The sequence below is a fragment of the Nocardia sp. NPDC051990 genome (assembly GCF_040680755.1).
Lineage (GTDB): Bacteria > Actinomycetota > Actinomycetes > Mycobacteriales > Mycobacteriaceae > Nocardia.
This window is the reverse complement of record NZ_JBFAXH010000001.1, coordinates 411,706-438,491: the sequence shown is the minus strand read 5'-3', so window position 1 is coordinate 438,491 and position 26,786 is coordinate 411,706. Positions and strand designations below refer to the sequence as shown.

The 26,786-nt window shown below is 65.2% G+C and carries 26 protein-coding genes; 11 read left to right on the top strand and 15 right to left on the bottom strand.

What is annotated here, in order from left to right:
* Positions 1 to 46 precede the first annotated feature (46 nt).
* A complete protein-coding gene (locus tag AB0L63_RS02090) occupies positions 47 to 1,132 on the top strand; it encodes an IS481 family transposase (RefSeq protein WP_364493296.1) in 1,086 nt (361 codons plus the stop codon).
* Here the strand turns inward: AB0L63_RS02090 and AB0L63_RS02085 are convergent.
* The 4 genes from AB0L63_RS02085 to AB0L63_RS02070 all read right to left on the bottom strand — a co-directional run bounded on the left by AB0L63_RS02085 (position 1,084) and on the right by AB0L63_RS02070 (position 6,013).
* Positions 1,084 to 3,036, bottom strand: a complete 1,953-nt coding sequence (locus tag AB0L63_RS02085) for a serine/threonine-protein kinase (RefSeq protein ID WP_364493294.1) — start codon at positions 3,034 to 3,036, stop codon at positions 1,084 to 1,086. The genes AB0L63_RS02090 and AB0L63_RS02085 overlap by 49 nt on opposite strands.
* A gap of 756 nt (positions 3,037 to 3,792) precedes the next feature.
* On the bottom strand, positions 3,793 to 4,659 hold the full coding sequence (locus tag AB0L63_RS02080; protein ID WP_364493292.1) for a hypothetical protein: 867 nt from the start codon (positions 4,657 to 4,659) through the stop codon (positions 3,793 to 3,795).
* 352 nt (positions 4,660 to 5,011) lie between these two features.
* Complete coding sequence (locus AB0L63_RS02075; protein WP_364493290.1) at positions 5,012 to 5,326, bottom strand: hypothetical protein; 315 nt, start codon at positions 5,324 to 5,326, stop codon at positions 5,012 to 5,014.
* Entirely contained in the window at positions 5,327 to 6,013 is a 687-nt protein-coding gene (locus AB0L63_RS02070; RefSeq protein WP_364493288.1) for a hypothetical protein, read from the bottom strand.
* Positions 6,014 to 6,235: 222 nt separating this feature from the next.
* On the opposite strand from AB0L63_RS02070, the gene AB0L63_RS02065 reads away from it, so the two are divergent.
* Entirely contained in the window at positions 6,236 to 6,577 is a 342-nt protein-coding gene (locus tag AB0L63_RS02065) for a hypothetical protein (protein WP_364493286.1), read from the top strand.
* 2 nt (positions 6,578 to 6,579) lie between these two features.
* Here the strand turns inward: AB0L63_RS02065 and AB0L63_RS02060 are convergent, their stop codons facing one another.
* Positions 6,580 to 7,914, bottom strand: coding sequence for an aspartate aminotransferase family protein (locus AB0L63_RS02060; RefSeq protein ID WP_364493284.1), 1,335 nt, complete (start codon positions 7,912 to 7,914; stop codon positions 6,580 to 6,582).
* Between the two features lie 86 nt (positions 7,915 to 8,000).
* Here AB0L63_RS02060 and AB0L63_RS02055 point away from each other — a divergent pair, with 86 nt between their 5' ends.
* From AB0L63_RS02055 to AB0L63_RS02045, 3 genes are all read left to right on the top strand, one after another.
* Entirely contained in the window at positions 8,001 to 8,921 is a 921-nt protein-coding gene (locus AB0L63_RS02055) for a LysR family transcriptional regulator (RefSeq protein WP_364493282.1), read from the top strand.
* Positions 8,922 to 9,095: 174 nt separating this feature from the next.
* A complete protein-coding gene (locus tag AB0L63_RS02050) occupies positions 9,096 to 9,446 on the top strand; it encodes a hypothetical protein (protein ID WP_364493280.1) in 351 nt (116 codons plus the stop codon).
* Between the two features lie 171 nt (positions 9,447 to 9,617).
* A complete protein-coding gene (locus tag AB0L63_RS02045) occupies positions 9,618 to 9,779 on the top strand; it encodes a hypothetical protein (RefSeq protein WP_364493275.1) in 162 nt (53 codons plus the stop codon).
* 34 nt (positions 9,780 to 9,813) lie between these two features.
* Here the strand turns inward: AB0L63_RS02045 and AB0L63_RS02040 are convergent, their stop codons facing one another.
* Positions 9,814 to 10,470: a TetR/AcrR family transcriptional regulator gene (locus AB0L63_RS02040; RefSeq protein ID WP_364493273.1), complete on the bottom strand. Its 657-nt coding sequence runs from the start codon at positions 10,468 to 10,470 to the stop codon at positions 9,814 to 9,816.
* 72 nt (positions 10,471 to 10,542) lie between these two features.
* On the opposite strand from AB0L63_RS02040, the gene AB0L63_RS02035 reads away from it, so the two are divergent.
* Positions 10,543 to 11,964 carry an MFS transporter gene (locus AB0L63_RS02035; protein ID WP_364493271.1) on the top strand — a complete coding sequence of 474 codons (1,422 nt, stop codon included), beginning with the start codon at positions 10,543 to 10,545 and terminating at the stop codon, positions 11,962 to 11,964.
* A 51-nt stretch (positions 11,965 to 12,015) separates the two neighbouring features.
* Entirely contained in the window at positions 12,016 to 12,783 is a 768-nt protein-coding gene (locus AB0L63_RS02030) for a hypothetical protein (protein ID WP_364493269.1), read from the top strand.
* Between the two features lie 64 nt (positions 12,784 to 12,847).
* Here AB0L63_RS02030 and AB0L63_RS02025 read toward each other — a convergent pair whose 3' ends face one another.
* The 4 genes from AB0L63_RS02025 to AB0L63_RS02010 form a co-directional block, all read right to left on the bottom strand.
* Positions 12,848 to 14,152, bottom strand: coding sequence for a family 1 glycosylhydrolase (locus AB0L63_RS02025; protein WP_364493267.1), 1,305 nt, complete (start codon positions 14,150 to 14,152; stop codon positions 12,848 to 12,850).
* 74 nt (positions 14,153 to 14,226) lie between these two features.
* Positions 14,227 to 15,399, bottom strand: a complete 1,173-nt coding sequence (locus tag AB0L63_RS02020; protein ID WP_364493265.1) for a permease — start codon at positions 15,397 to 15,399, stop codon at positions 14,227 to 14,229.
* Positions 15,400 to 15,458: 59 nt separating this feature from the next.
* Positions 15,459 to 16,580, bottom strand: coding sequence for a metallophosphoesterase (locus AB0L63_RS02015; RefSeq protein WP_364493263.1), 1,122 nt, complete (start codon positions 16,578 to 16,580; stop codon positions 15,459 to 15,461).
* Positions 16,581 to 16,698: 118 nt separating this feature from the next.
* Positions 16,699 to 17,586 carry an alpha/beta fold hydrolase gene (locus AB0L63_RS02010; protein ID WP_364493983.1) on the bottom strand — a complete coding sequence of 296 codons (888 nt, stop codon included), beginning with the start codon at positions 17,584 to 17,586 and terminating at the stop codon, positions 16,699 to 16,701.
* A 240-nt stretch (positions 17,587 to 17,826) separates the two neighbouring features.
* Here AB0L63_RS02010 and AB0L63_RS02005 point away from each other — a divergent pair, with 240 nt between their 5' ends.
* Positions 17,827 to 19,023, top strand: a complete 1,197-nt coding sequence (locus AB0L63_RS02005) for a hypothetical protein (protein WP_364493261.1) — start codon at positions 17,827 to 17,829, stop codon at positions 19,021 to 19,023.
* Positions 19,024 to 19,160: 137 nt separating this feature from the next.
* A complete protein-coding gene (locus tag AB0L63_RS02000; protein ID WP_364493259.1) occupies positions 19,161 to 21,173 on the top strand; it encodes a glycosyltransferase family 39 protein in 2,013 nt (670 codons plus the stop codon).
* Between the two features lie 144 nt (positions 21,174 to 21,317).
* Here the strand turns inward: AB0L63_RS02000 and AB0L63_RS01995 are convergent, their stop codons facing one another.
* Positions 21,318 to 22,034 (bottom strand): TetR/AcrR family transcriptional regulator, encoded by a 717-nt coding sequence (locus AB0L63_RS01995; RefSeq protein WP_364493257.1) that lies wholly within the window; start codon positions 22,032 to 22,034, stop codon positions 21,318 to 21,320.
* 88 nt (positions 22,035 to 22,122) lie between these two features.
* Here AB0L63_RS01995 and AB0L63_RS01990 point away from each other — a divergent pair, with 88 nt between their 5' ends.
* Both AB0L63_RS01990 and AB0L63_RS01985 read left to right on the top strand, forming a co-directional pair.
* Positions 22,123 to 23,724: an FAD-dependent monooxygenase gene (locus AB0L63_RS01990; RefSeq protein ID WP_364493255.1), complete on the top strand. Its 1,602-nt coding sequence runs from the start codon at positions 22,123 to 22,125 to the stop codon at positions 23,722 to 23,724.
* 110 nt (positions 23,725 to 23,834) lie between these two features.
* Positions 23,835 to 24,122 (top strand): hypothetical protein, encoded by a 288-nt coding sequence (locus AB0L63_RS01985; protein ID WP_364493253.1) that lies wholly within the window; start codon positions 23,835 to 23,837, stop codon positions 24,120 to 24,122.
* A gap of 33 nt (positions 24,123 to 24,155) precedes the next feature.
* Here AB0L63_RS01985 and AB0L63_RS01980 read toward each other — a convergent pair whose 3' ends face one another.
* From AB0L63_RS01980 to AB0L63_RS01965, 4 genes are all read right to left on the bottom strand, one after another.
* Complete coding sequence (locus AB0L63_RS01980; RefSeq protein WP_364493251.1) at positions 24,156 to 24,698, bottom strand: hypothetical protein; 543 nt, start codon at positions 24,696 to 24,698, stop codon at positions 24,156 to 24,158.
* A 220-nt stretch (positions 24,699 to 24,918) separates the two neighbouring features.
* Complete coding sequence (locus AB0L63_RS01975; protein WP_364493249.1) at positions 24,919 to 25,605, bottom strand: DUF305 domain-containing protein; 687 nt, start codon at positions 25,603 to 25,605, stop codon at positions 24,919 to 24,921.
* A gap of 81 nt (positions 25,606 to 25,686) precedes the next feature.
* Entirely contained in the window at positions 25,687 to 26,091 is a 405-nt protein-coding gene (locus tag AB0L63_RS01970; protein WP_364493247.1) for a DUF6153 family protein, read from the bottom strand.
* A 63-nt stretch (positions 26,092 to 26,154) separates the two neighbouring features.
* Complete coding sequence (locus AB0L63_RS01965) at positions 26,155 to 26,730, bottom strand: hypothetical protein (protein ID WP_364493245.1); 576 nt, start codon at positions 26,728 to 26,730, stop codon at positions 26,155 to 26,157.
* Positions 26,731 to 26,786: the final 56 nt, after the last annotated feature.

Sequence of the window (26,786 nt, the reverse complement as noted above, 5' to 3'; positions counted from 1 at the left end):
GTTCACTCAGCGTGGGCTGGCCCCTTCTTCATGCCCGAAAGGACACATGACGCACCCCAACGCCGCCCTGACACCAAAGCACCGGCTGATTGTCGCGCGCCTCGTTGTCGACGATGGATGGCCGATCAGTGAGATCGCCGCCCGATTCCAGGTGTCCTGGCCCACAGTCAAACGCTGGGTCGATCGCTACCGCGCCGGTGAGTCCATGCAAGACCGTTCCTCACGTCCACACACCAGCCCCAACAAGACCCCGCCAGCCACCACGAAGCGCTGCATCAGCCTTCGGCTTCGGCTGCGAGAAGGCCCGGTGCAGTTGGCGTGTCGCCTGGATATCGCGCCTTCGACAGTCCACCGGATCTTGGTCGCGTCTGGCCTGAACCGGCTCAGCCACGTCGACCGCGCTACCGGTGAGCCCGTGCGCCGCTACGAGCACCCGTACCCCGGTTCGCTCATCCACGTCGACGTGAAGAAGCTCGGAAACATCCCCGACGGCGGAGGCTGGCGCTACGTCGGCCGCCGCCAAGGAGGCAAGAACTGCGCAGCCACACCAGGCAAGCCCAAGAACAACCAACGCGGACCGAAGATGGGTTACGCCTTCGTCTACACCGTGATCGACGATTATTCCCGCGTCGCCTATGCCGAGGTCCACGACGACGAGACTGCCATCACGGCAGCCAGCGTTCTCGAACGCGCCGTGACCTGGTTCGCGCAGCGTGGCACCGCCGTTGAACGTGTCCTGTCGGACAACGGCGGTGCCTACCGCTCCCACCTGCGGCGGGATACCTGTGCGGCTCTTGGCATCAAGCCGAAACGAACACGCCCGTATCGGCCCCAGACGAACGGCAAGATCGAGCGCTTCCACGGCACCCTGGCCGACGGGTGGGCCTACGCCCGCTGCTACATCTCAGAATCCGAGCGCAGAGAGGCCCTCGATGGCTGGCTGCACTACTACAACCACCATCGCCCCCACACCGCCTGCAGTAACCAGCCGCCATTCTCACGATTGACCAACGTCTCCGATCAGTACAGCCAGGGCCCTTCTGAGCGCACCACGTGGTCGAGCATTTGCCTGTGCAGGCGGAATCAGTCGCCGACCCGGAGCATTTCGACGGTGGCGCGGTTGGTGGCATGACATGGGGCGGATTTGTCGAGGAGCCAGGTGCCGGTCAAGGATTTGATCGGGTCAGGGCCCGCATCGGACCGGGATAGATCCCAATGAACTGTTGCATTGGTGACCGGCTCGTTCGATCCCGGGTAGCACGCGTACGGAAGTGTGTAGACGCTCCACCATGACCCGCCTTCGAGTACGAACAGCGGTACAAGCGTGGCATCAGGTGCCGGGGATGTTGTTGCTGCGCAACGATCTGCGCTGCGCATGCAGATGGTGTCGTATCGTTGCCGAACTTTATCCGGTGGTGGGGGATTGGGAAAGTCCGGTGTCGGGATGTAGGTGAGGGTCACGTCGTAGGTTCCGCTGATCCGCGCAATGGGCATATCGACGCGGGCGGGGATGGTTTCCGGTGCGACGACGGCGACGTTCGGGTCGATCGTGCCGACGCGGTGCAGCGTCATTGCGTCCTCCTGGACATTCGTGCATGGTCCGGTGCCGTAACTGGAGGCGGTGCCGGTCCACGCTTGGGCGGCGAATCGGACAACGATCCGCTCCCATACCGGGGCCTCGATGGATGCCTCGTTGACCGAACTCGTGCAGTCCGGCCTGGGCGGTAGCTCTCTTGTGATGATCCATGCGCCGTCGCGATAGTCCGCGACGACTTGGGCCGCGGCTTGCTCCGGCGCGGACGGGTCCTGGGCGGTTACCGAGGCTACGCAGCGTTCGCTGTGTGGTGGGCAGTACGACCGGACCGACCACACCTGGGTGAACTGGTTCGGGGAGTCGACCGACTTCCCGTTGATCGTTCGGGCTGTGCGGGTGACCTCGTATTTGCCGTTGAAGGCGAGCTCGGGCTGCGGAGGCTGGCTGGTGTGGGCCCGTTCGGTGATCCGATGGTCGTTCAGCCACAGTCCCGCTACGACCACAGCGGCGGTCAGCACGGCAATCAGGGTCACTGTTGCATAGATGCCGGGTCGTTTACGCCGCAGCGGTGCGGGAGTCTCCCGACGTATCGTCTCCGCTTCGGATCGGGCGAGTGGCGGGCTATCGAATTGGCGGGCGTGAATCGTCGGTGCTTGCTTCGGGCGCGGCGCGGCTGGCGGTGCGGCGGCGCCGGGGAGGGCGGCGCGGGCGGCGGCGGCCAGTTCTCCGGCGGTCCGATAGCGGTGGTCCGGGTCCTTCGCCATGCCCCGAGCGACGACGTCGTCGAATCCGACCGGCAGATCGCAGCGCCACCGGCTCGGCGTCGGCGGGTCGGCCGTCAGATGCGCCGCGATCTGTTGTTCGAAGCCCTCGCCCGGGTAGGGCCGGATTCCGGTGAGGCATTCGCACAACACACCGGTCAGGGAGTACACGTCCGATCTGGCGTCGGCGACGCCGCAAGTGAATCGCTCCGGAGCCATATAGGCCAAGGTGCCGACCGCCGCGCCGGTGCTGGTCAGGCCGAGCTCGGTGGCGGCTTGGGCGATACCGAAATCGATCAGATAAACGAAACCGGTATCGGTGATCAGCAGGTTCGACGGTTTCACGTTGCGGTGCACCAGACCTTGGGCATGTGCTGCATCCAGCGCTGCCGCGGCCTGGCCGAGCACCGACACCGCCAGCTGTGGCGACATCGCACCTTCGCGAGCGAGCAGGGTTTTCGCGTCGGTGCCGTCGATCAGCCGCATATCCAGGTAAAGGCGGCCGCCGATTTCGCCGTAGTTGTGGATCGGGATCACATGGGGTTCACGCAGCCGGGCCGTGGCGTTGGCCTCGCGCCGGAATCGTTCCCGGAAGCTCGGATCGGCGGTGCAGTATTCGGGCAGTAGTCTGACCGCCACGATGCGGTCGGTGTCGGTGTCATAGGCCCGCCACACCTGGCCCATGCCACCCGCACCGATCAGCTCTCGCAACTGATAGCGACCGAATGAAATACCGTCCACCAACCACCTCCCGCACCGATCGATCGCATGTATCGCGAGGGATCTGCCTTGTGAAACGGTTGTGTACTGATCGTATAGGCCCGGACGATCCCGCTGCATCACCGTACGGTCGCATGCTCCCGGCGAATGCGCCGGCGCGACGCACGACGGCACGGTGCCGAATGCCGTTGTAGCGCTGACACTTACGGATTCGCGTTGCCTGCCGCAAGAGCAACGCGCTGCTGTCGGCGTCTGCCGATGCGAGCAGCGTGAGGTTCGACCTCGGGCATCGAAGCGAATTCGGGTCGGGTCACGAGGTTCGGGCAGTCGGGTGCGGTCGCCGACGACGCAGTGCATCCGACGGAGCGAGGATGCGAGACGAGGTCCGGCTGCCATGAGCCGGGAAGTATCGAGTAGTGCGGTAACTGAATTTCGCGCCGATCGGCGACCGATTTTCCGGCGTTCAGTGGCGCTGTGCGTAGTTCGACTACACGCTCGGCGGAGAAATGAAATCGACCACTCGTCGCTATTCGATTACATCAATCAATTGCGCGGCGCATCATTTGTCGGATCGGTTGCGTGGTCGGCGTCGCGATAGGCACCTGGTTCTTCCTGGTCGGCGCCATCTTCGGATGTGCCATCGGCGCAATTGTCGGTGCCGCTATGGGCTTCTACTCGCCGTTCTCGTGAAGGTCACGCATCGGAGGTAGTCGAACACACTGCAAGAGGGCCGGGCGCCTATCGGCTGCCCGGCCCTCTCCTTGCGTGCGTAGACGTTTACCTGGTGAGTGCCGTCTCGCGCGCCGGTGGACGACGGTCGGCCGTCCTGGTTCGGCGGACCATCCGGCGACGGACCTGGGGGTCGTATACGGCCAGGTCATCGTCGAAAGCCAGTTGTTCCCAGAGGAATATGTTGGTGTCCGATGCCTTCGCCGCGGACGGCTGCGGCGAGTTCTCCGCCGTGGTGCTATTCGGCAGGGGGGTCGAGATCTGACGCACCGCGAAGCCTTGTTTGCGCAGGCTCATGACACCGGCGGCGAGCGCGGCGCAGCATGCGGCGATCGCGCCGAGCGTCGCGGCGGAATCGAGACCGGCGTCGGCGATTCGGTGCTCACCACTCACGAGGTCGGTTGCCGAGTTATCGCCGAACAGCCAGCTGAAAAGTCCGGCACGGCTTGCGGGTTCGGTGATTTCGCGCAGCTCCGGCACCTTGCCGTTGAGGTAGTTCATGGCGGCGAGTACGAACAGGGCGGACGCAGTGCTGCAGCCCAGTGTCAGCAACGAAAGTACCCGGCTGCGGACCCGGAAAAACAGGACGGTCGTGACGACCGTACCGGCGACCGCGAGGGTGGTCAGGACGGCCCAGGTGCTGCTGATACTGACCACGGATTGGAATGAGCCGGTGGTGAATCCGTCGATTCGGCCGAAGGCGTTGGAGCTGATTGTGCCGTTGGGGCCGGTTGCCGAAATCCAGGGTTGCAACAGCAGTAGGAAGGTGAGCAGACCCAGAGCCGGGGCACATAGATAGCCCCAGTCGGATCGTAGGTCGAAACGTTGGGTGGTCACCTCGCCGATGAGATCGTCATCGTTATCGGAGCGACCGAGCTGAACATCATTCTCTTGCCAAGGCGTTGTGTGTGCCATTTCTAACCACACCTGCTGTGCCGGTTCCGGATTCGAGGAAACGGACGCTGCGGGGCATGTCCTCCTGGGACGAATAAAAGGAATTGGTACAGACGGCATCGTCTGTTAGCGAAATTTACGTTAGGACTCCGCGCTCTTCGGGGCAACGTGACCCCATGCACACGATACTTGTGAAACGGTCGTGATCGGAGCTTTGCCAGTCGGACGTTTCCGCTGAAACTTGCTCTGTCGTAGGCCTTTTCGCGGTGCGCACGTTGCGTGGGCAGGCACGCCGGTGCGGCCCCGGCCACCGTGCTGGTTGTGACCCGATAGACAGCCGACTCCGGATACCTACCAGCGCACCGGAATTGAGCTACCGGCCACGCCGCAGCGACCAGTACCGACCCGCCAGCCCATCCACTACCGGTTCGAGGCCGACCTCGAACGCGTCCCGATCGATTCGCCGCTGCCGCTCGGCGAGCAGATGCGCCTCGTTCAGGTGCGGGTGTTCCTCGCCAGAGATCTCGGCGTCGGCGGGAAAGCCCACGGCGAAGGAACCGAGCAACGAGCCGGTGCGGAAATGGCACATGAGCGAGCCGACGGTCGTGGCCTCCCGGCGCAGCCAATTCGCCGCGACCAAACCGGCCCACCGCGCCCACCGAAATGGCGGGCACTTAGAGCTGCGCAATTACGCGGGCGCCGAGCCTCGTGTGTGCGGCCCTTTCTGTTGATTGCGTCGAAGTTGCTGCGGCAGCGGACAGCTTCGGTAATGATGAGACCCGTTGATATGCGAGTTCTTCCCCAGTACCACCCACACTTTCTGGAAGGGAGCTCGAATATGGCAGCACAGGATGTAGCTACCGAGAAAGCCGCTGAGCGGCGGTCGACGGCAGGCACCCGCGCGGGTGACGAGCTTGATATGGCGAGGCGAGACGCGGAAATGGCAGAGGTTCAGTGCCAGGCCTACTGCAATGAAGCACGCCTCGACGCACAGAACGCCCGCCAAGCCGCGAACCAGGCCGCGGCTCTGGCACGCCAGACGCAGACGCAGGCACGGCAGGTGCATCATCAGGCACAGATGGCGCACCAGAGCGCAATCCATGCGGTTCAGCAGGCGCAGCAGGTTCGTCAGCAGGCGCAGCAGTCCGCAAATCAGGCGCAACAGGCAGCAAATCAGGCGCAGCAGGCCCAGAGTGATGCGGATCAGGCACAAGGTCAGGCGCAGCAGGCTCAGAGCGAGGCCAATCAGTGCCAGCAGCGGGCTTCCAGTGCGCAGGATCAGGCCGACCAGGCCGTCCAGTTGGCGCAGCAGGCCGAAGATCAGGCAGTACGGGCGAATGACCGGGCCAATCAGGCGGAAATGCAGCTGAATCACCTTCGGCAGCAGGCCAGGCGCATGCAGTTGGCCAGTTACTGACCGGGGCGTACCCGACCCGGGTTGACCGCGATGCCCGGGGACCGGCCACATCGGGTAACCGGTGGGCCGGTCGTCCGGCTCGGTGCGGCCAGCGGTCGCGGCGTGCGACCCTGACGGCATCGGAAACGACTCCGATCGCACCGTGGGTGGGCCGCAACGACTACACCTATGCTGGCCCGCATGTCTGTGCCACGGATGCTCGCATTGACCACGTTTGCCCTGCTCACGCCGCTCGTGGGGGCGGCGTGCTCATCCGAAGGGGCCGGGTATGAATCCGAATGCCAGGTCAGCGGTTGTACGGTGACCTTCACACGCGGGGTCGATGCCAAGGCAAGTGTGCTCGGTATCGATGCGGAACTCGTTGCGGTGAACGGCAATACGGTCACCTTGAAGGTGGGCGGTCAGCAGGTCGACATTCCGGTAGGGCAAACCCAACCCGCCAACGGGCTCAGCGGGACGGTGCAGGAAATCACCGATGACAAGGTCGTGGTCCGGCTCGACACCGGTGTCAACGGCAACTGACCCTAGCCGCCGGCGACGGCATCGCCGATGGCTTGATCGAGGATCGAAAGGCCAAGGGCCAGTTCGTCTTCGGTCGCGGTCAGGGGTGGGGCGATGCGGAAGACGCCGCCCATGCCGGGGAGTTGCACGATATTCATATGCAGGCCCAGTTCCAGGCAACGGCGCGTGACGGCTGCGCCGAGTTCGTCGGAGCCCTGCTTGGTTTCCCGATCGAGTACGAGTTCCAGTCCGACGAGTAGGCCGCGCCCCCTGATATCGCCGACTACGCTGTGCCGCTGGCCGATTCGCTCCAGGCCGCGACGGAGGAACGTGCCGAGTTCTGCGGCACGTTCGTCGAGACGGTCGCGGACCAGGACATCCAGCACGGTATTGCCGACGGCCGCGACCAGCGGATCCGAGACGTGGGTGGTGAAGAACAGGAACCCGCGATCGTGTGCCCGCTGTTCGATTTCGGCGCTGGTGATCACGGCCGCGAGCGGCAATCCCGCGCCCAGTGTCTTGGATAGCGTCAGAATGTCCGGCACCACGCCGTCGCGCTCGAACGCGTACCAGGATCCGGTGCGGCACAGGCCGGTTTGGGCCTCGTCCAGGATCAGCAGCATGCCGCGCTCGCGGCATTTGTCCCGCAGCGCGGCAAAGTAGCCGGGCGGCGGTTCGACGACGCCGCCGGAACTGAGAATCGGCTCGACCAGGCAGGCCGCGAGGCTGCCGACCGACTGGGCATCGATCAGGTCGAAGGCGAAGTCGAGTTGCCGACGCCAGTCGAGTTCGCCGGCGGCCGTGGTGAAATCGGGGCGATACGAATTCGGTACGGGGATGGCGAAATTCCCCGGTGCGGCAGGGCCGTAGCCATTGCGCCCCGCGCTGTAGGTGGCACTCGCCGCCGCCTGCGTCATACCGTGCCAGGACCGCGCGAACGATACGATCTCGTGTTTTCCGGTGACCAGCTTGGCCATTCGGATCGCGGCCTCATTCGATTCCGCACCCGTGGTCAGCAGCAGCACCTTCACCAGCGGTTCGGGCAGGGTCTCGGCCAGCCGGCGGGCGAGATCGACGACCGGGCGACTCAGCATGCCGCTGAACAGGTGGTCGAGTTCACCGACCTGACGTCGCACAGTCGCGACGATATCCGGATGTGCGTGTCCGAGAATGGCACTCATTTGACCTGACGTGAAATCCAGTATTTCCCTGCCGCTTTCGGTGTACAGGAAGCTGCCCGCAGCCCGGGTGATGATTTCACGGGTGAATTCGCCCGCGCCCGCATAGCGGACGAGGTGCCGATCGGCGTCGGCCCAGAAGTCGTCGGTGGACAGTGCTACGGGGGTTGGAGCGGCCATATTCCGACGGTAAGGGCGCCCCGAGCGTCGGGTCCATCTCACATTTCCGACTGTGCTGTTCGGCAGAGCCGCACAATAATGGGTCCATGCTGAACCCGTGGCGACTGCGCCTGCTCAGTCAGCTCGACTCGCTCGGCACCGTCCGCGCGGTCGCGCAGGCGGCCCACCTCAGCGCGTCGAGTGTGTCGCAGCAGCTCGCGGTGTTGGAGGCCGAAACTCGCACTCAGCTGCTGGAACGAACCGGTCGCCGGGTTCGGCTCACGCCCGCCGGGTTGATGTTGGCCCGCCGCGCCAGGGCCATCCTGGATCAGATGGACAGTGTCGAGGTGGAGCTGCGCGGCCTCGGCGAGGAACCGGTGGGGTTGGTGCGGCTCGGCGCATTCCAGAGCGCCATCCACTCGCTGTGTGTGCCCGCGGTGATGCGCCTCGCGCAGACGCATCCGCATCTCGATGTCGAACTGGTCGAGTTGGAACCGCACGAGAGCATGCCTGCGCTGCGGGTCGGCGACGCCGACATCATCATCACCACAACGGATTTCGTCGAACATCCGCTCGGCTCGGATGTGGATATCGTGCCGCTGGCCACCGATCCGATCGTGCTCGTGCTGCCACCGGATCGTGCCGTCCGTGGGCCCGCCGATCTCGCCGCCTATGCCGATGAACCGTGGGCCTTCGATATGCCGAAGTCGTATATGGCAAATCTGGCCACCCGGCTGTGCCGTGAATCCGGATTCGAGCCACGGGTGGTCTGCCGCTTCAGCAATTACCTGATGACGTTGCAGCACGTCGAAGCCGGACTCTCGATCACCCTGCTCCCGGGCTTGGCGGTCGATCCGCGCTATCGCGTCGTGACGAGAGCACTCGCCAACCCCGTCACCCGGACGATCACCGCCGTCGTTCGCCGCGGCGCACCGCCACGGGCCGCCGTCAATCTGGTTCTCGAAGAGCTGCGTCGGATTCGCGAACTGTCGGTCGACCCGCGTCTATCGACGACTTTTGAAGCGTGACAGCTACTTTCGGCCTTCGGGGCAATCGCCGAGTCCCTATTGCAACACCGCAATGGCACGTCGAGCCCGCACAAGCACATTGTCATCTCGCCGACTCGCACGTTGCTTCGCTCATCCGCTGGCTCCGCGAGTATCCAACGTGATCATTTGCCAGAGAGGTCCTACAGTGGCCCAATGCCGCTTGTGGAAGTGACCTATGCTCCGGGTGTCGCCGAATCGGAGCTGCGCGAACTGGGTTCGGTGCTGCCACACTTGGTGTCCAAGGCCGTGGAGTGTCCCGAAGAACCCTACGACGGGGCCCTGCAGCCGGGGGATGTCGAGATTCGCTTCCGAAGGCTGAGTCCGTTGGACCGCAGCGGCTTGTACGTGGTGATCGAGGTAAAGTCCAAGTGGTTCGAGAGCAGGGCGGCCAACCGCCAGGAACGCGTGGACAAGCTGCACGAGGACATCAGGACCGCGACTGGACTCCGCGACTTCGGCATTTACCTGTCACTCCCGTCAGCCGCGTGGTCGCAGGGAGACTGAAACGCTCATCCCGGCTCACCGCGAGATCAATTGTGAGACACGGGCTCTAGCTTGACCTTTAACTTCTGGGTTGTGTTCGGGGATCCCCAGTTGATCATTCACCGAAACCCATAACGACCGCCCCCATCAATGCCCCCGCCGGACCTGCACTTAGCGGACTATCGTCGAGGTATGGGCGTTATCGGTGAACTGTTTCCAGGGCAGAAGCTGGCCGATGAGGGCAGTGAGGACAGTGCTGGGCAGGTGCATCGGCCGCGCGTCGAGATCGATCTCGACGCGGGTGTGGTCCGCCTCGGTCCTACCGCCAAGTCGACCGCGGAAGAATCCGAATAGGGCTGTGCCGATTTGCGGCCGAAAAACACCTCGGTTACCGGATGTGTTGTCCGGTTACCGGCGCCTGCCAGATGCCCACGATCGCATCGATGAGTCCGGTGCCATAGTCGTACCAGTTCGCGCGCGGTCCGGTCCGGCCGTCGGCGAGGGTGCGTTCGAATTCGGCGCAGCCGTGCACCATGAGGTACCGCGCCATTTCGCCGCGTTGCTGGCGGACCTCCGGCGGCAGGTCGGACAGGCACCGGTCGAAGCCCTCGACGATCGACTGCAGCGACGGTGAGCTCAGCGATTCCTCGCGCATGATGATGCGCAGTGTCGGATCGGTCATCACCTGCGCGCCGAAACGCGCGTACCAGCTGGCGGAGCCGAGGTCGGCGTAGTGCTCGGTGACCGGCCGGACCAGGCACGAAACCAAGTCGCGCAGCTCGGTCGAGCCGGGATGGTCGGCCAGCAGACGCATGCGGTGTTCCTCGATCGGCTCGGTGTGCTTGCGCACGATCGCCCGCACCAGATCGGTCTTGGTGCCGAAGTGATATCCGACGGCGGCATTATTTCCCTGGCCCGCCGCCTCGCTGACCTGCCGATTCGAAATCGCGAAGACACCGTGCTCGGCGAAGAGCTGTTCGGCCGCCGACAGGATGGCTTCCTTGGTGGCCGCGGTCCGGTCCGGACGTGTGATGTTGCCGCTCATATCGTCGACCATGGTAACGGGCCCTGCTAAGTCAGTTGCAGTAAGTCAGTCAGTTGATTTAATGTTCTTGAAATGGCTAATGTCCTCGCCTCGCCGGAAGTCGGCGCTCCGCCACGCACCAATGTCATCGTCGCCGTGCTCGCCGCGGGCGGCATCGTGGTGTCGCTCATGCAGACCCTGGTGATTCCGCTGCTGCCGCATTTGCCGAAACTGTTGGGGGCCAGCGCATCCGATACCGCGTGGGCGATTACCGCGACCCTGCTCGCGGCGGCCGTGGCCACACCGGTCATGGGGCGGCTCGGCGATATGTACGGCAAGCGGCGGATGCTGCTGGTCAGCCTGGCCCTGATGGTGGCGGGGTCGGCGCTGGGCGGGCTCAGCAATAGCCTCGCGCCGATGGTGTGCGCTCGCGCCCTGCAGGGGCTGGCCGCCGGTGTCATCCCGTTGGGCATCAGCATCATGCGCGACGAACTGCCCGCCGAAAAGCTCGGTGCGGCAACGGCTTTAATGAGCGCGTCACTCGGCGTCGGCGGTGCGCTCGGTCTACCCGCGGCCGCCTTCCTCGCCGAACATGCCGACTGGCATGTGCTGTTCTGGACCGCCGCGGGTGCGGGCGTGATCGTCACCGCGCTGGTCTTTCTGCTGGTACCGGAGTCCGCGCAGCGCTCCGGCGGCAGCTTCGACCTGCCGGGTGCGGTCGGCTTGTCGGTGGCGCTGATCTGCCTGCTGTTGGCGGCGTCCAAGGGCGCGGGTTGGGGTTGGACCAGCGGCCTGACGCTCGGTCTGTTCGCGATAGGTATTGTGGCACTGCTGATCTGGTGCTGGTGGGAGCTGCGCGTCAGGCAGCCGCTGGTGGATCTGCGCACCACCGCGCGGCCACAGGTGCTGATCACGAATATGGCGTCGGCGGCCTTCGGATTCGCCATGCTCGCCCAGTCGCTTGTGATTCCGCAGGTACTGCAATTGCCCGAGGCCACCGGATACGGACTCGGTCGGTCGATGATGGCCGTCGGTCTGGTGATGGCGCCGTCGGGTCTGGTGATGATGCTGATCGCTCCGGTCTCCGCGCGCATCAGCGCACTCAGCGGTCCGCGCACCACGCTCATCGTTGGTGCGATCGTGGTGGCCGCGGGATACGGCCTCGGCGTCGAATTCATGTCCGCCATCTGGGGATTGGTATTCGTATCCTGCGTCATCGGTGCGGGAATCGGCTTGGCCTACGGCGCGATGCCCGCGCTGATCATGTCGGCGGTACCCGTCACCGAAACCGCCGCGGCCAATGCGCTCAATACCCTCATGCGTTCCATCGGAACCTCGATTGCCAGTGCGGTGACCGGCGTGGTGATCGCGCAGCTGACCATCTCGCTCGGCGGGACCGAACTGCCGTCGGAAAACGCGTTCCGAGTGGTGCTGGCAATCGCGGCGGTCGCGGCCCTAGCCGCCGGTGCGCTCGCCGCATTCCTGCCGCGGCGGGCGGCGGTCGCCACCCACTGAGGTTCCCACTGAAGGTGAATATGCATGGTTTTCGACACTTAAGCTGAATTCATGGAGCAGCCGAACTCCTCCCGAGCCAGCACATCCCCCGGGACCGCGCCGGAGAGACCGATACCAGGCCGCGCCGCGGAACTGGCTGATCTCCGGGCGCGGCTGGGACCGCTCCGATCTTATTGGGGCTACATACTGGCCACGGTCGGCAGTACAGCCACCCTGATCCTGCTGTTCCAGTCGTGGATCACCGCACAGGGGCCCGACGGCAAGGTCGCCGCCAATGCCTTCGGTCGGCTCGACGCAACCACGAACTACCTCAACGTCTGGTCGCAAGCGAAGCCCAAAACGCCGACGGTCACCGGCACCTGGGCCATCCTCGCCAGCGCCGCCATCATCATCGCGCTCTGTGCCATCGTGCTGAACATCCGCCTTCGCAGCGAGTTTCTCGCCCGCCTCACGACGATTTCGCTGGCGTGTGCCGCGCTTTTCGTGATCCTCTGCTTGATCTACCTCAATAGCAAAGGCACCGAACTCAAGGCCATGACCGGTCGCGCTAGTGATCTGGGCGGCTACGTCGGACAGGTACTGAACTGGGCTACCGGCAGAGGCAAATTCGTCCTCCCGGGCACTGCTACCTCCAGCTACTCATCCGCCGCCCTCACCCACTGGGGATTTCTCGCCGTGGTGACCTCGCTCGGTTCGACCATGGCGGCCATCGCCCAATGGCTGTTCGTGCGTCGCGCGACCGACAATCCGGTCCGCCTGTCGTTGCGGATGCCCATTACCATCTCGCGCGCATCTTCGAACCCCGACACCACCACCTGACAGTTCGGTGCCGGTCCGGCGGCCTGCCACCGCTGCCCTACTGAAGAGCCGTTTCACGACAGCTTCAGTGCGGAACCGTGACCGGGTCGGTGCAACTGGCTGCCGCGTCGACCAGGGAACAGGGCTGGGGTGCCCGGGTCGGGCGGTAGTCACCGGGGACGCCGTTGTCGCGGGTGATCGCGGTGTAGGCGGGCACCGCGTCGGTGGGCTTGCGGGTGAGTGCCGGATCGGTCAGCACATCGACGGTGTAGAGGCCGAAACGCGGTGTGTAGCTGCCCCATTCGTAGTTATCGGTGAGGCTCCAGTAGTTGTAGCCCATGACGTTCATGCCGTCGGCCTTGGCGCGCTGAATCCAGTAGACCGTGTCGCGCAGATCGTCGCCGCGGGTGTAGCCATCGGCGCGGGGATTGCCGTTCTCGGTGGGCATGCCGTTCTCCACGATGTAGAGCGGCTTACCGGGGAACTGGCGTGAATAGTGTTGCAGCGCATAGTAGATGCCCTCGGGCTGCAGCGGGTTGTTCCAGAGTTTCGTCAGGTTCTCCACCTGCGACGCAGTATCCGGGGACAAACCATAGTAGTAATCGATCCCGACATAGTCGAGCTTGGCGGCGATTCTATCGATGAACGGCTTGTTGACCACATCCTCGCCCGCTGGGATGTAGGCCACATTGCTGGTGACCATGGCACCGGGCTGCGCCTGGTGGATGTGGTCGTAGATGGCGTTATGCGCTTGGGCGAGTCGGTCCTGCATGGCGGGCACATCGGTGATCTGGAGTCCGCCGTGGCGCAGTTCGTTCAGCCCATAAAAGGTGGGTTCGTTGAAGGTGACCCAGAGCGGGTTGTGCGTGGCATAGCGGTCCACGACCATGTGGGCATTGGCGAGCCAGTCCGCCACCATATCCGGGTTGTGCCAGCCGCCACGGTCGACCTCCCACCCGGGGAACACCCAGTGGTCCAGGGTGATCATCGGCCGCATATTGGCCGCCTCGATCTTCCTGATCACGTTGTCGTAGAAGCGAAATCCCTCTTCCGACCACACCCCCGGCTGCGGTTGCAGGCGCGCCCATTCGACACTGATCCGATACACCTGCACACCAAGGCCTGCGGCCAAGTCGATATCGGAGCTGTAGCGGCTGTAGAAGTCGACCGAATCCTGATACGGGTCATCGGTTTTACCCGCCGCGACATAGCGGCTCCAATTGCTGTCCGGCGCATGGCCTTCGGACTGATACCCCGAGGCTGCGACACCCCAGAGAAAGTCCGGGCCGAGCGGCGCAACCTGTACTGGCGGCTCCGGCCGCGCGAAGGCGGGGGAACTGGGCAGGAGTGCGGCGGCCAAGGCGGCTACCCAAAGGGCACGGAGTCGCATCGGATGAGCTCCTGTTCGTCGAGGGGACCCCCAATGAAAACTGTACAGCGCTCGGTTTTGGGACGGCGAACGGATTACCTGCCGGCGTGCGGTGAGCCATGATCGTGTTTCGGGTCGGGTGAGCCGCCCATCATGCGCAGCATCGGGATTCCGCCGGTACGCACGAAGATCGTGACCACCACGGCGGCGAGGATCAGGAAGGCGATATTCAGCCAAGTGGTGTAATTCCACCGGATTCCCTCCGCCAGCACCTTGGCGTTGCGTTCGGCGGGGATGAGATGTGTTGTGCCGAAAAGGATTTCGACGACATACCCGGCGCCGACCATGGCGGCGTAGCAGGTGCCGAGCAGGGTGAGCATCATGCGGGTGCCGTAGTACTTGCGGTAGATATTGAGGATCGGCAGGATCAGTAGGTCGGCGTAGATGAAGGCGATCACGCCGCCGAAGCTGATGCCGCCGTTCCACAGCACCGCGGCCAGCGGCACATTGCCGATCGAGCAGACGAAGGACAGGATCGCCACCAGCGGCCCGACAATCGGTCCCCAGATGGCCGACAGCAGCGGATGACCGGTGAGGAAGAAGTTCTGCCAGAACGTCTCCGGCACCCAGGCGCCGATCGCGCCCGCGATGAGCAGACCGAGGACGAGATCGCGCAGAATCGCGGCCCATTCCATGACGAATACCTGGGAAACCGCGGTCAGCCCCGACCGTGACAGCAGCCTGCGCATGAAAGAGCCTTGGGCGGCGACCGCCATATCCATGGCCGCGTGGCCCTCCATCGATCCAGCCAGTCCGCGATCGGCTTGGCGGCGGGCCTCGGCGACGAGCTCGGCCCGCACAAACAACCGGAAAAGCGCCGCGAGCAGCACGATCATGACGGGCCCGCCGACGAATTCGGCCGCGGTGAACTGCCAGCCCATGAGCAGCGCCACTATGATGCCGAGTTCGATGACGAGATTGGTGGAGCCGATTTCGAACGCCATCGCTGCGGTGAAGTTCGCCCCCTTGCGGAACAGCGAACGGGCCAGCGCCACAGCCGCATATGAGCACGACGAGGAGGCCGCGCCGAGCCCGGCGGCAATGGCGAGGGTGCGCGGTCGATCGTCGCCCATCAGCCGCAGAATGGTCGACTTACGCACCACCGCCTGTACGACGGCCGACAGCGCGAAACCGAGAATGAGAGCCCAGAGGATCTCCCAGGTCATCGACCCGGCCAGGGATAGCGCGTGCCAGATAGCGTTCACCACAACCTCGTCTCAGCGGGATGCGTCTGCACGCGAAGCTATACCCACCGCGCAACTCTCGTTCAGGCGCTGCGCAAGACGAGGACGGTGATTTCGCTGGGCGCGAAGACGCGGAATTGCGGACCCCAGAAGCCGGTGCCGCGGCTGGTATAGAGCTGGGTGTCGCCGTGGCGGCTCAGGCCCGCGACGACGGGTTGTTCGAGGCGGACCAGATAATGGAACGGCCAGATCTGGCCGCCGTGGGTGTGGCCGGAAATCTGCAGGGCCACTCCGGCAGCGGCGGCCGCGGTGACCTGGCGGGGTTGGTGGGCCAACAGGATGACCGGTGCGTCCGGATCCGCGCCCGCGAGGGCGGCGGGGAGATCGGGCCCGTGACCGGGCAGGCCGACGCCGGTGGGGTCGTCGATCCCCGCGAGCACCAGTCGGTTGTCGCCGCGGGTGATCGTCTCGTGCTGGTTGTGCAGCGGCTGCCAGCCGATCGAGCTCATATGCTCGATCCAGCCCGGTGCGTCGCCGAAGTATTCGTGATTGCCGGTGATGTAGAACCGCCCGAGCGGTGCCTCGATCTTGCCGAGCGGATCGACCTGCCGATGCCGCTTAGCGACCGATCCGTCGGCGAGATCGCCTGCGTGGCAAGCGATATCGGGCTGCTGGGCGTTCACAACATCGACGACCTGCTCCGACCAGCGCAACCGGTCCAACGCGGCGTAGTGGGTATCGGTGATGACCACCATGCGCAGTCCGTCGAGCGCTGGTCCGAGCCCGCGGATCGCGACATCGACGGTGCGGACCCGCGGCACCCGGCGCGCTTCGAACACACCCCAGACCGACAGCGCCGCGGCGATCACGAATACCCCGGCCGCGACGACCCTGGAGCGCGCCGGATCGTCCACCCCACACACTGCCAATCCGAGCCCGACCACATTGCCGAGCACCGACCAGCTGAAAACCACCCACATCAGGCCCAGCAACGTGTCGCCGACAATGGACGCCGCATCATGCTGCCTCGGCCCATGGCCGAGGAACATCGCCGCGGGCAGACAGAGGAAACCGGCCAGGAAAACCGCCGAGCCGAGCCAGAACAGTGGCCCGCCGGTCGTGGCACCGATCAAGGTCCACCACGGCACCACGAACAGCAGGGCGGGAATCGCCAGAAACAGGGCGATACGCGGAACGTATTTCACGAAAGTTCAATCCTCGCGGGGAACGGCGCGGCGCACGGTCCCACCACCGGAGCACCAAGGGCGCTATCGACGATAACAGCGTCAACCCAACCGCGTCGCCGCCCCGAATCCGGGTAGGTCAGCTCTGGCAGGGGATACCGAGATACAACGGATCGAGGGCTTTCTGCACGACGTAGCCGACGGTGGGGGATTTCGGTAGCGCGCCATGGTCGAAGTCATCGTCCGGGCACAGGTCCTGCACCCAGACATTGTCGACCGTTGCCCCGATCCCGGCGGTGAGAAAAGTGGTCTCAGGCGGGGTGACGACCCGATCGAGATGGCTGGCTATAACCGTGTACTTGACTCCGGGCTCGGTATCGCCTCCGGCATTGAGCCTGCGCAGGAATTCACTATCGATCAGTTGTTGCGGTGCGGCCGCACCCAGATATCTCGCGATCAGGCCGAGGGTCGGCGCCTGCGCACTTCCGGTCGGCAGCAGAAAACCGAGCCCTTCCGCGGTGGTGCCGTGATTGGTCGCCGCGATGGTGACCAGATGGTCAACCTTGTTATCCGCCGGATTCCACGGATTCGCGCCGCCCTCGAAGCGCATGAATTGCCGCACCAGTGGACCGCCTTGGGAATGCGCGACGATGTCCACCTTCGGTGCTCCGGTGGCCGCCCGCACCGTATCGACGAATCCCGCGATTTCCCGGGCCGAACTGCGCATATCCGCGGTGCCGTAGACCCCGGGCTGCGCACCTCGGATGCTGGAAACCGCGCGCCCGTAACTCAGCGAGAATACGCAGTAGCCCTGCGTTTTCAGCTGTGGTGCGAGCACATCCCAGGAGTTCTGATTCCCCCAGGTGCCGTGAATCAGGACAACGGGTTGCGGATGCGCCGCCGAAGGGCGACAAGCCCAATCATTGGCACCGGCCGGTGGCACGCTCCCGTCCGGCTGGTCATCGTCGGCGTGTGCCGGAACGTGCACGCCGAACAGGGTGCCGATGAGTACCGCGGGCACGATCATTGATAAGAGAAGACGCGAACCTTTCGCAAACACCGCAACGCTCCTTCGCTCACAGATCGGGACATGCAAAGGAAACACGCCATCGGCTCGGTGATCAGGGCCGAAGCGGCTGTCAATCGCCTGGTTAATAACATGACAGCGAATAGTGAGCAAACATGTCCGGTCGGCTGGCGAGTCGCGGAAACCACGAGCCGGCGGTGTCACGATGGTCGGTGTGGTCGTTCGAGAGGAACCGAATTCATGCGCAGCACGCCACGTTCGGTAATCGCGCTGCTCGCCGCGGCCCTGCTCGTCGCCCCGGCCTGCGCTTTCGATAACGCACCAGCGGTCCCGCGCGGCGGGATTGTCAGCACCACGCCGGTCGCGCAGCTGTCGCCGGAACAGACCACGACCTATTTGGCCGATGCGAATATCGACACACCGGTGCGCAATGGCGTCGATGCCTACCGCGTCGTGTACCGAACCGTCACTGCGACGGGTGACCCGACTACGGCGAGCGGCCTGGTCGTCCTGCCGCGCACCGATTCTCGGCGGCTGCGCGTCGTCACCTATGAGCACGGCACGCTGGTACTCAAGAGCGACGCGCCGTCGGTGAACGACACGCGCGCCGATCGGGCCCGCACCGTTATGTTCGCCGCCGCGGGGTACGCGGCCGTCGCGCCGGACTACCTCGGCCTCGGCGAGGGCCCGGGCACTCATCCATACAGCCACGCGCCCTCGGAGGTCAGCGCGTCGGTCGATCTGCTGCGCGCCGCCCGCACCATGGCCGCCGGACAGCAGCACGATGTGGACCCGGATATCCTCGTCACCGGGTTCTCCCAGGGCGGCCAGGCCGCAACGGCGCTGGGCAAGGCCCTACAGGGCGGTGCCACCCCCGGCTTCGGACTGGCCGCGCTGGCACCGATCAGCGGCCTCTACGACGTCCAGCACGTCGAGACGCCCGGCGCCATCGCGGGGCGAGTCCTTCCGGCGGCCGCAGTCTTCTATCTCGCCTACTGGATCACCGCGATGAACCGGATCTACCACCTCTACGACCGGCCCGCCGACGCCTTCCAGGAACCCATTGCCGACCGCATCGAACAACTCTTCGACGGACATCAGAACGAGATGACCATCGGCACCGCCCTACCTGTGCGCCCCGAACTCTTGCTGACGCCGAAGTTCCTCGCGCTGGCACAGGATCCGACCGGAACCGCGCGCGCAGCGGTCGCCGCCAGCGACGGCACCTGCGATTGGACCCCACGCGTCCCGGTCCACCTCTACGCCGCCACCGGCGATCGAAATGTGCTCTACGCCAATGCCGAACACTGTCTGCAGGCCATGCACACCGACCGGGCCACTCTCACCGATCTCGGCGATATCGACCACTCCGCCACCGCCCCCATCGCGCTCCCGCAAATCCTCGACTGGTTCCAACGCGAACTTCCGGCCATCTGATCAGATCTGCGCGGATGCCGTGGTCCGCATCGCATCCCGACTCCCGAATCCATGGTCGCAGGGGTCGGGGCATGGCTCACAGCGGACTGACAGGAAACGCCAAGGGGGGCCACCGGGACGGCTGTGATACTCCCCAGGTGACAGTGACCAGTGCCCCGGCGTCCCTGCCCGAAACGACCCCACCCGATACCACCCCATCCGCACCCGCGACCGCGTTGCCACCGATCCGACGGTGGGAGCGCATCGGGTTGGCGGTGCTGCTGATCGGGACGACGGTGGCCTACCTGTGGAATATCACTGTCAATGCCATGGGCAATGGCTTCTATGCCGCGGCGGCCTGGTCGGGTTCGCGGGACTGGAAGGCGCTGCTGTTCGGCTCGCTGGATCCCGAGAATTTCATTACGGTCGACAAGCCGCCGGTATCGCAGTGGGTGATGGGACTTTCGGGTCAGCTGTTCGGTTTCGGCAGTGCGAGCATGTTGATACCGCAGGCGCTCATGGCCGTTGCGACGGTCGCGCTGATCTATGGCGCTGTGACCAGGGCGGCGCTGAGCCGCGGTGCGGGACTGCTCGCTGGTGCCGTCTTCGCGGTGACGCCGGTGGTGGCGTTGATGTTCCGTTTCAACAATCCCGACGCGGTGATGGTCCTGCTGATGACGGCGGGCGCGTACTGCACGATCCGAGCCCTGCGGCAGGCCAGTGTGCGCTGGCTGATGCTGGCCGGTGTCGCGCTCGGTTTCGCATTCCTGGCGAAGATGCTCGAGGGATTGATGGTGTTGCCTGCATTAGGCATCGCCTATCTGATCGTCGCGCCAGCCACACTGCGCGCACGGCTGTCGCATGTGCTGGCCGCGGCGGCCGCGCTGGTCGTCTCGTCCGGCTGGTATGTCGTACTGACCATCCTGTGGCCGGAATCCGCGCGGCCGTATCTGGCCGGATCGACGAATAACACCTTCATGGATCTGGTGCTCGGTTACAACGGCTTCGCCCGCTTCCTCGGCCGCAACCACAAGGGCGGCAACCGCTTCGAGCTGCCACCCGGTTACGAAATGCCGCACAATGCCGGCCCCGGACCCGGACCGGGCTTCGGCGGTTTCGGTTCGGGACCGGACCGGCTGTTCACCGGCGAAATCGGCTATGAAATCTCCTGGTTGCTGCCCGCGGCGATCCTCGCCTTCGTTGTGGTGCTGGCATCCCGGTGGCGCGCACCACGCACCGATCTGGTCCGCGGCGCGGCATTGACCTTCGGTTTGTGGCTGATCATCGACGGCATCGCCTTCTCGACCATGAAGGGCGGCATGCATGCGTACTACACCTTGGCGATCGGGCCCGCCGTGGCCGGCATGTTCGCACTCGGTGTGCACGAAATGTGGCGCCACCGTGCCGGCGCATTCGGCCGGATCGGCTCGGCCGCACTCATTCTCACCGCTGGTTTGTGGTCCTTCGTTGTCCTGCAGCGGAATTCGGATTGGCAGCCGTGGCTGCGCTGGACGATTATCGCGATCGCGGTGCTCGCCGCGGTCGGTCTGCTCATCGCATCGGTTCCGGCGGCCGGGCGCGGACGCCTGCGGGACCGGGTGACCTCGGTGCTGGTGATCGCGGGCGTCATCGCCGGTCTGGGCGGTTCGACGGCATACGCGGTGGCGACGCTGCCGCAGTCGCATACCGGCGGCAACCCAACGGTCGGTCCGGCCAAGGCAAGTAAGCCCGGTTCCGAGCAGCAATCCGAGGTGGACCGGATCATGGGCGGCAACTTCGCGGAGCCACAAGTGGTCGGCATGCTGAGCGACACCACGACCCGCTGGTCGGCGGCGGTGGACCGCTCCTCGACCGCCGCGACCCTAGAACTGGCCAGCCGCACCGCGGTTATCGCGATCGGCGGTTTCACCTCCGCGGATCCGGTGCCCACCCTCGACCAGTTCCAGGAATTGGTCCGCACTCACCAGGTTCGCTACTACCTGGCACAGGAAGTGCAGCTGCCGGACTCCTGGCGAGTGCCGAGCCAAGGCGAAACCGCGACGCCGGCACCGGAAGACGAGCTGTGGCGACCCATCGGCCACCGGGATATCGGCGACTGGGTGGCCCGGCACTACCAGGCCACCCACATCGGCAATCTCGCGGTCTACGACTTGGCCGCGACACCGAACTGAGCGGTCCGCGTCGGAAACGGGCGCGCCCAGGGTTCGAATTCGATTCGGGCACTGTTGATTACGGTCCTCAACGAGCGATACCAACCTGCGACGATGATCAGCTCCAGGAGTTGGACGGCGGGTCGCCGCCGACAGCTCAGCAGTTCAATCGCGGTCGCGTAGTCGGGCGGCAATCCCATCGAGCACACATCCGAGCCCGAATTCGAAGCGCTCGTCGGCGTCGGCGTCGGCGGCATCACGTACCCGGCGAGCGAAATGCGGGTACTCGTTGCTCTCGATTACTTCGCGAATATACGGCGCGATGGTGTCGCGCCACTGATCCTCGGTAAGTCCGGTGCGACGTTGCGCCTGTTCCTCGGCCAGTTGGGCCGCGGTGACGCCGAAGACATAGGCGTGCACGGTATCCACGATCGCGGCCGCCTCGGTGATGTCAGCGGTCAGCTCGGTGGCTGCGGCGAGTGCAGTGTCGTGCAGCCGAAGGGAATTCGCGCCGAGAGTGGGGCGGCCGGTGAGTTCGGAGGCCAGCCACGGGTGGCGGATCATGGTGTCGCGCAGATGCTCGGCGACGGCGGTGAGGTCGGTGCGCCAGTCGCCGGCGAGTTCGGGCGGCGCGACCTCACCGCGGACCGCATCGATCATCAGATCCAGCAGATCGTCACGGCTGGCGACGTAGCGGTACAGCGATGCGGTGCCCGATTCGAGTTCGGTGGCGATGCGGCGCATGGAGACCGCATCGGGTCCCTCGCTATCGGCCAGTCCGATGGCGGTGCGGACGATCTGCTCCACACCGGGAGCTTGGCGGCGCGGGGTCCGCCGCTGCTTGCTCCAGACCAGCGCGGGGGGCTTCGCCGAATTCGTCACTGCTACTCCTTTGGGCGGTTGCGAACATCGTAGCAGTATGGCTACGGTGTATCCGTAATTGGTACACCGTAGCCATACTGGAGTTGTCATGTTGCACACCAAGGTTCTGATCGTCGGCGGCGGCTCGGTCGGCCTGTTCACCTCGCTATTTCTGGTCCGGCACGGGGTCGAGGCGCTGGTGGTGGAGGCGCAGCGGGAGCCGTCGGTGCACCCACGGGCCACCGGTCTCGGCCCGCGCACGCTGGAATTCCTGCGCGCGGCCGGCGTCATCGACGCGGTCGATGCCGTGGCGGTTGATATGTCCGCGGGCAATCTCGGCAAACTATCCGCGGCGACCCTCGCCTCGGCCGACCTCGCCGGGCTGCCCGACGCCGCACCCATGCGCTTGGGCTGGCGTTCGGACCCGGTCACCCCGGCCACCATCCGCGGCACCTGCCCACAACATCGCCTCGATTCGGTACTGCTGCCCGCGGCCACGCAGGGCGGAGCCACCGTGTGGTACGGCACGCGGCTGCTGTCCTTCGAGCAGGACGCCGATGGTGTCACCGCGCACCTCGATGACGGGCAGACGATTCGCGCGAACTATCTGGTCGCCGCGGACGGTGTGCACAGCGGCGTGCGTAAAGCGCTCGATATCGGCACGACCGGCCCTGGGGCGCTGGGCAATCCGAAGATGAATATCCTGTTCCACGCCGACCTTCGCCCGTATACCGATGGGCGACAGTTCGTCGCGTGCGATATCACCACCCCGGAGGCGCCGGGCATCCTGATGACCGTGGACGGCGCGAAAGAATGGGCGTTCCACAGTGATTACGATCCGGACCGGGGCGAATCGGCCGATGACTTCACCATCGACCGTTGCCGTGCACTGATCCGCGCTGCGATCGGTGATCCCGATCTCGATCCACTGATCGTCAGCAGATTGTCTTGGCGGGCCAGGGGTTCGGTGGCCGACAGATTCCAGCAGGGCCGAGTTTTCCTGGTCGGTGATGCCGCGCACGCGGTGCCGCCGCTCGGCGCATTCGGCCTGAACACCGGCGCGGCCGACGCGCACAATCTGGCCTGGAAACTGGGTGCGGTGCTGGCCGGTGCCGCCGATCCGGCCCTCCTCGATACCTACGACGCCGAGCGGCGACCGGTCGCGACGAATACGTTGACCCAAGCGCTGTTGCGACTGAAAGCCCCGCGCCTGCACTGGGATTCGAGCCCGATCGCGGCTGCCGAGCGGGCCGTGATGGGCATTGTCAACGCACCGGTCGTGCATATGGGCTACCGCTACGACTCCACCGCGGTGATCGAACCGCGGCCGGAGTTGCCCTCGACCGAGGACATCGAACTCGTCCTCGACGGCACTCCGGGATCACGATTACCGCACACCTGGGTGGTACGAAACGGCAACCGGTGCTCCACACTCGACCTCATCGAATCCCGTTTCACGCTCCTGGTCGGCCGCGACAGCGCAGTGTGGCTGCGCGCCGCACAGCAGGTTGCCGACCGTCTGCTCGTACCCCTTCCCGCGGTGGCGGTCGAAGCTCCGGACTGGCCAGAGCGAGTCGGAATCACCGACCGTGGTGCGCTGCTCATCCGACCCGATCAGATCATCGGCTGGCGTGCGCCGGCCACCCCGTCTGATCCGGCCGACGAACTCACTCGCGCGCTCGCGCGAGTGCTCGGCCGCACCGTCGGCTAGCCCACCTGGCCGTTTCGGATCGGCACGGTGGGGGCACTTTATCGGCATCAGGCATAAAGCGCCCAGCCTGACAGCGAAATGTGAGGTACCACCATGACGGCGGAAGGGTCGTGGGAAATTCCCCGCTCGACGACGCTCCGGATATCGCCCGTGCAACCGAGCCCCCGCCGGCAATCACGTTGGCGGACGCCAGAAATTGGCCCGGATTCGTCCTGCTGATCATTGGCGGACTCGTCGCGATCGTCGCCGCGGTAATCGGAGCGGTCGGTTTTCCGGGCGCCGCGTTCATCTTCGCGCTCATCGCTCTCGCCGCCTCGCTGACGGGTATCGCCCTCGTGCTCGTCGAGCGACGCGGCCACCCTCGCCATCCGCGTGCCCCGGAGCGATCCGCCCGCTGACAGCCGACCGACAAGAATGCGAAATAGCCTGCGTCAGTGACCTTTACAGGCATCCTCGGCGGCGTTCTTGGTGGCGTTGAACTTATCGATAGCGGCATTGAGGGTATCGGTCGGCGCATGCCGATCGAGGGTGTCTGCCAGGGCGTTGGTGTCGTCGCGGTAGCTGCGCAGCGGGCCCGCGACAGCCAGTGGCACCTCGGAGGTCACCTTCGCGTCTATGGTGCGCGCATTATTGCGCAATGCGGTCACGGCGTCATTAGCTTTGGAGTTGGTCTCCGGATCGTTGACACCCTTGTTATTGCTCGCGTCGATGTAGTCGTTGAAGATGCGGATCGAGCTGCTGTTCGCGCTCGCGAAAGTGTCGCAGGCGGTGCCGGCGGCGCGTTCGGCCGCCGCCGCGCGTGCGGAGGATGCGACTACCGACGATGCCGTGACCTCGGAGGCATATGCGGCCAGTTCGGTCTTGTTGACCTGCGCGCTGCCATTGATCTGTTTCGAGCACGCGCCGATGGTCAGGACACCCACCGCGGTGGCCGTCGCGGCGGCGACGAGGCCGGTCCGCTCTAGTCGTCGCATGTCGGCTTCCTCTCTCCTCGCCGAAGATCCGGCCGCTGGAGGCGTGAAGGAAGCCGGACATAAGGACCGTACTTCTTCGCGACTGTCGACATCAGTCGACTGGACCGATATCGATGACCAACCGATATCGAACGGTGGAAAAAGTACTGGTTATGGACCGCTTGGTCGGCGCGGATCACACCGGGAACGCGATCGTCCCGGTGTGATCCGCGACGTGGTGTCAGCGCTGGCCGAGCAGTCCGCGCATGGTGCCGATTTCGGCCTGCTGGGCGGCGACGATGGCGGTGGCGAGTGCCTTCGCGTCCGGATTGACGCCGCTGGCGAGTTCGGTATCGGACATGGCGATCGCGCCGTTGTGGTGCTCGATCATCATCTCCGACCACTGCCGGTCGAAATCGGCACCGGATGCCGCTGCCAGTGCGTTCATCTGCTCGGTCGACATGACGCCCGGCATAGTCGAGGTGCTGGGCATCGTGGTCATGCCGGGCATATGCATGGTGCCGGTCATAGCCGGCATCTCCATGCCGTGCCCGCCATGGCCGGAGGTGGTGGGCGCGGGCTTACCGAAGCTCGTGAGCAACGCGGTGATCTGCTCCATCTCCGGGGACTGCGCCTTCTCGATATCCGCGGCGAGCGCGCGCACCTGCTCGTTCTGGGTGCGGCTCGGGACCAGCCGCGCCATCTCGACCGCCTGCGCGTGGTGCGGGTACATCATCTGTAGGAAGGTCACATCGGCGTCGTTGAAATCGCTTCGGGCAGCGGGCTTCCCGGAGATCGCCAGGCCCGACGAGGAGCCGTGATCCATGGCCGGCGTGGACTTGTCATTGCTACAGCCCGCGGCGAAAAGCGCTGCGGCGGTGGTGGTTGTGGCGATGGCGATGGCGATACGGCTACGGGTGATGAACATGTCTGTGCTCCTGATGAATTGCGAATGAGCGGTTTCGGGCAGGCGGCAGCCGCGACCGTGGTTACGGGCGCGGTGGGTCTGTCAGATCCGCAGAATCGACAATTCAGCCAGGGACAGCACGGTCCACGGTGGTGCGCGTTCGCGCACCGGCCGCCACTGGCGCGGTTTCGACGAACCGCCACCCGGTCGATCGATGGTGATCCAGTAGAGCAGGACGAGCGTCAGGGCAACCGCGACGGCGGTCAGGATGAAGACACAGGCGTGCATGCCGCCGTGTGCGTGGCCGCAACCGTCATCGGTACAGTCCGGTCCGGCGGTCGCGCTGCGGTCGGCGGGTAGTGCCATGGTCGACATCGTGTGGTGGTCGTCGGCGGGCGCGACCGCGAAAACTCCGGCGTGCATGGCGGCAATGCCCGCGAGCAGCACCAATACGCCGAGCACCCGGACAAGTCCGGTAGTGCGCGAAGGCTGCTGCGGTTCGACCACGGCGTCATTCTAGGGGGTGCCCCTGCGCCGCCCGCTGATACCCCCAGGCGTATCGGGCACCGGCTAGGTGTTGGCGATATCGATGACGAGCCGAGTGGGATCGGACATGGCGCTGATCTCGAAGGCTGGGTGATCGGTGGTCACTCCGATGAACGATTGGGTCGTGCCCTCGAAGACCCCGCTCCGGTACACCCCGGCGATCATCGGCGCGCTGGGGTCGGTGACCGGATCGGGACCCGAATACGGCGTCACGCCATTGTCGAACGGATAGGCCGACCCGGTGATCTGGACCTCCAGAATCGAGCGGCCCGCGACATCGACGACCTTGCCGCTGCCGTCCTGGATGGCCTGTTCGGTGTACTGCACGATCCAGCCCGGCGTGCCCGTGCCGCCGAGTTCGTAGACCACGCGATCGAAGCCCGCGTGGTGCCCGATCCGGATACCGGTCACAGTCAATCCCGCGTCATTGGACGGGGTTCCACGCTTGGGCAGCGCATCGCGCGGCGCGGTGCCTTGCGCATCGGTGAGTGTGCCGGTCGTGGTCGGCGCGGTGGTCGTCGTGTTCGAACCGGATCCACCGTCGCCGCAGCCGACGAGCACCATCGCGGCGGCGACCAGTAGCACCATCCTGTTACGCATGTGGCTGATGGTATTAGCCGCACCGTGCACCGTCGGGGATTTGCGATGACCCGGTG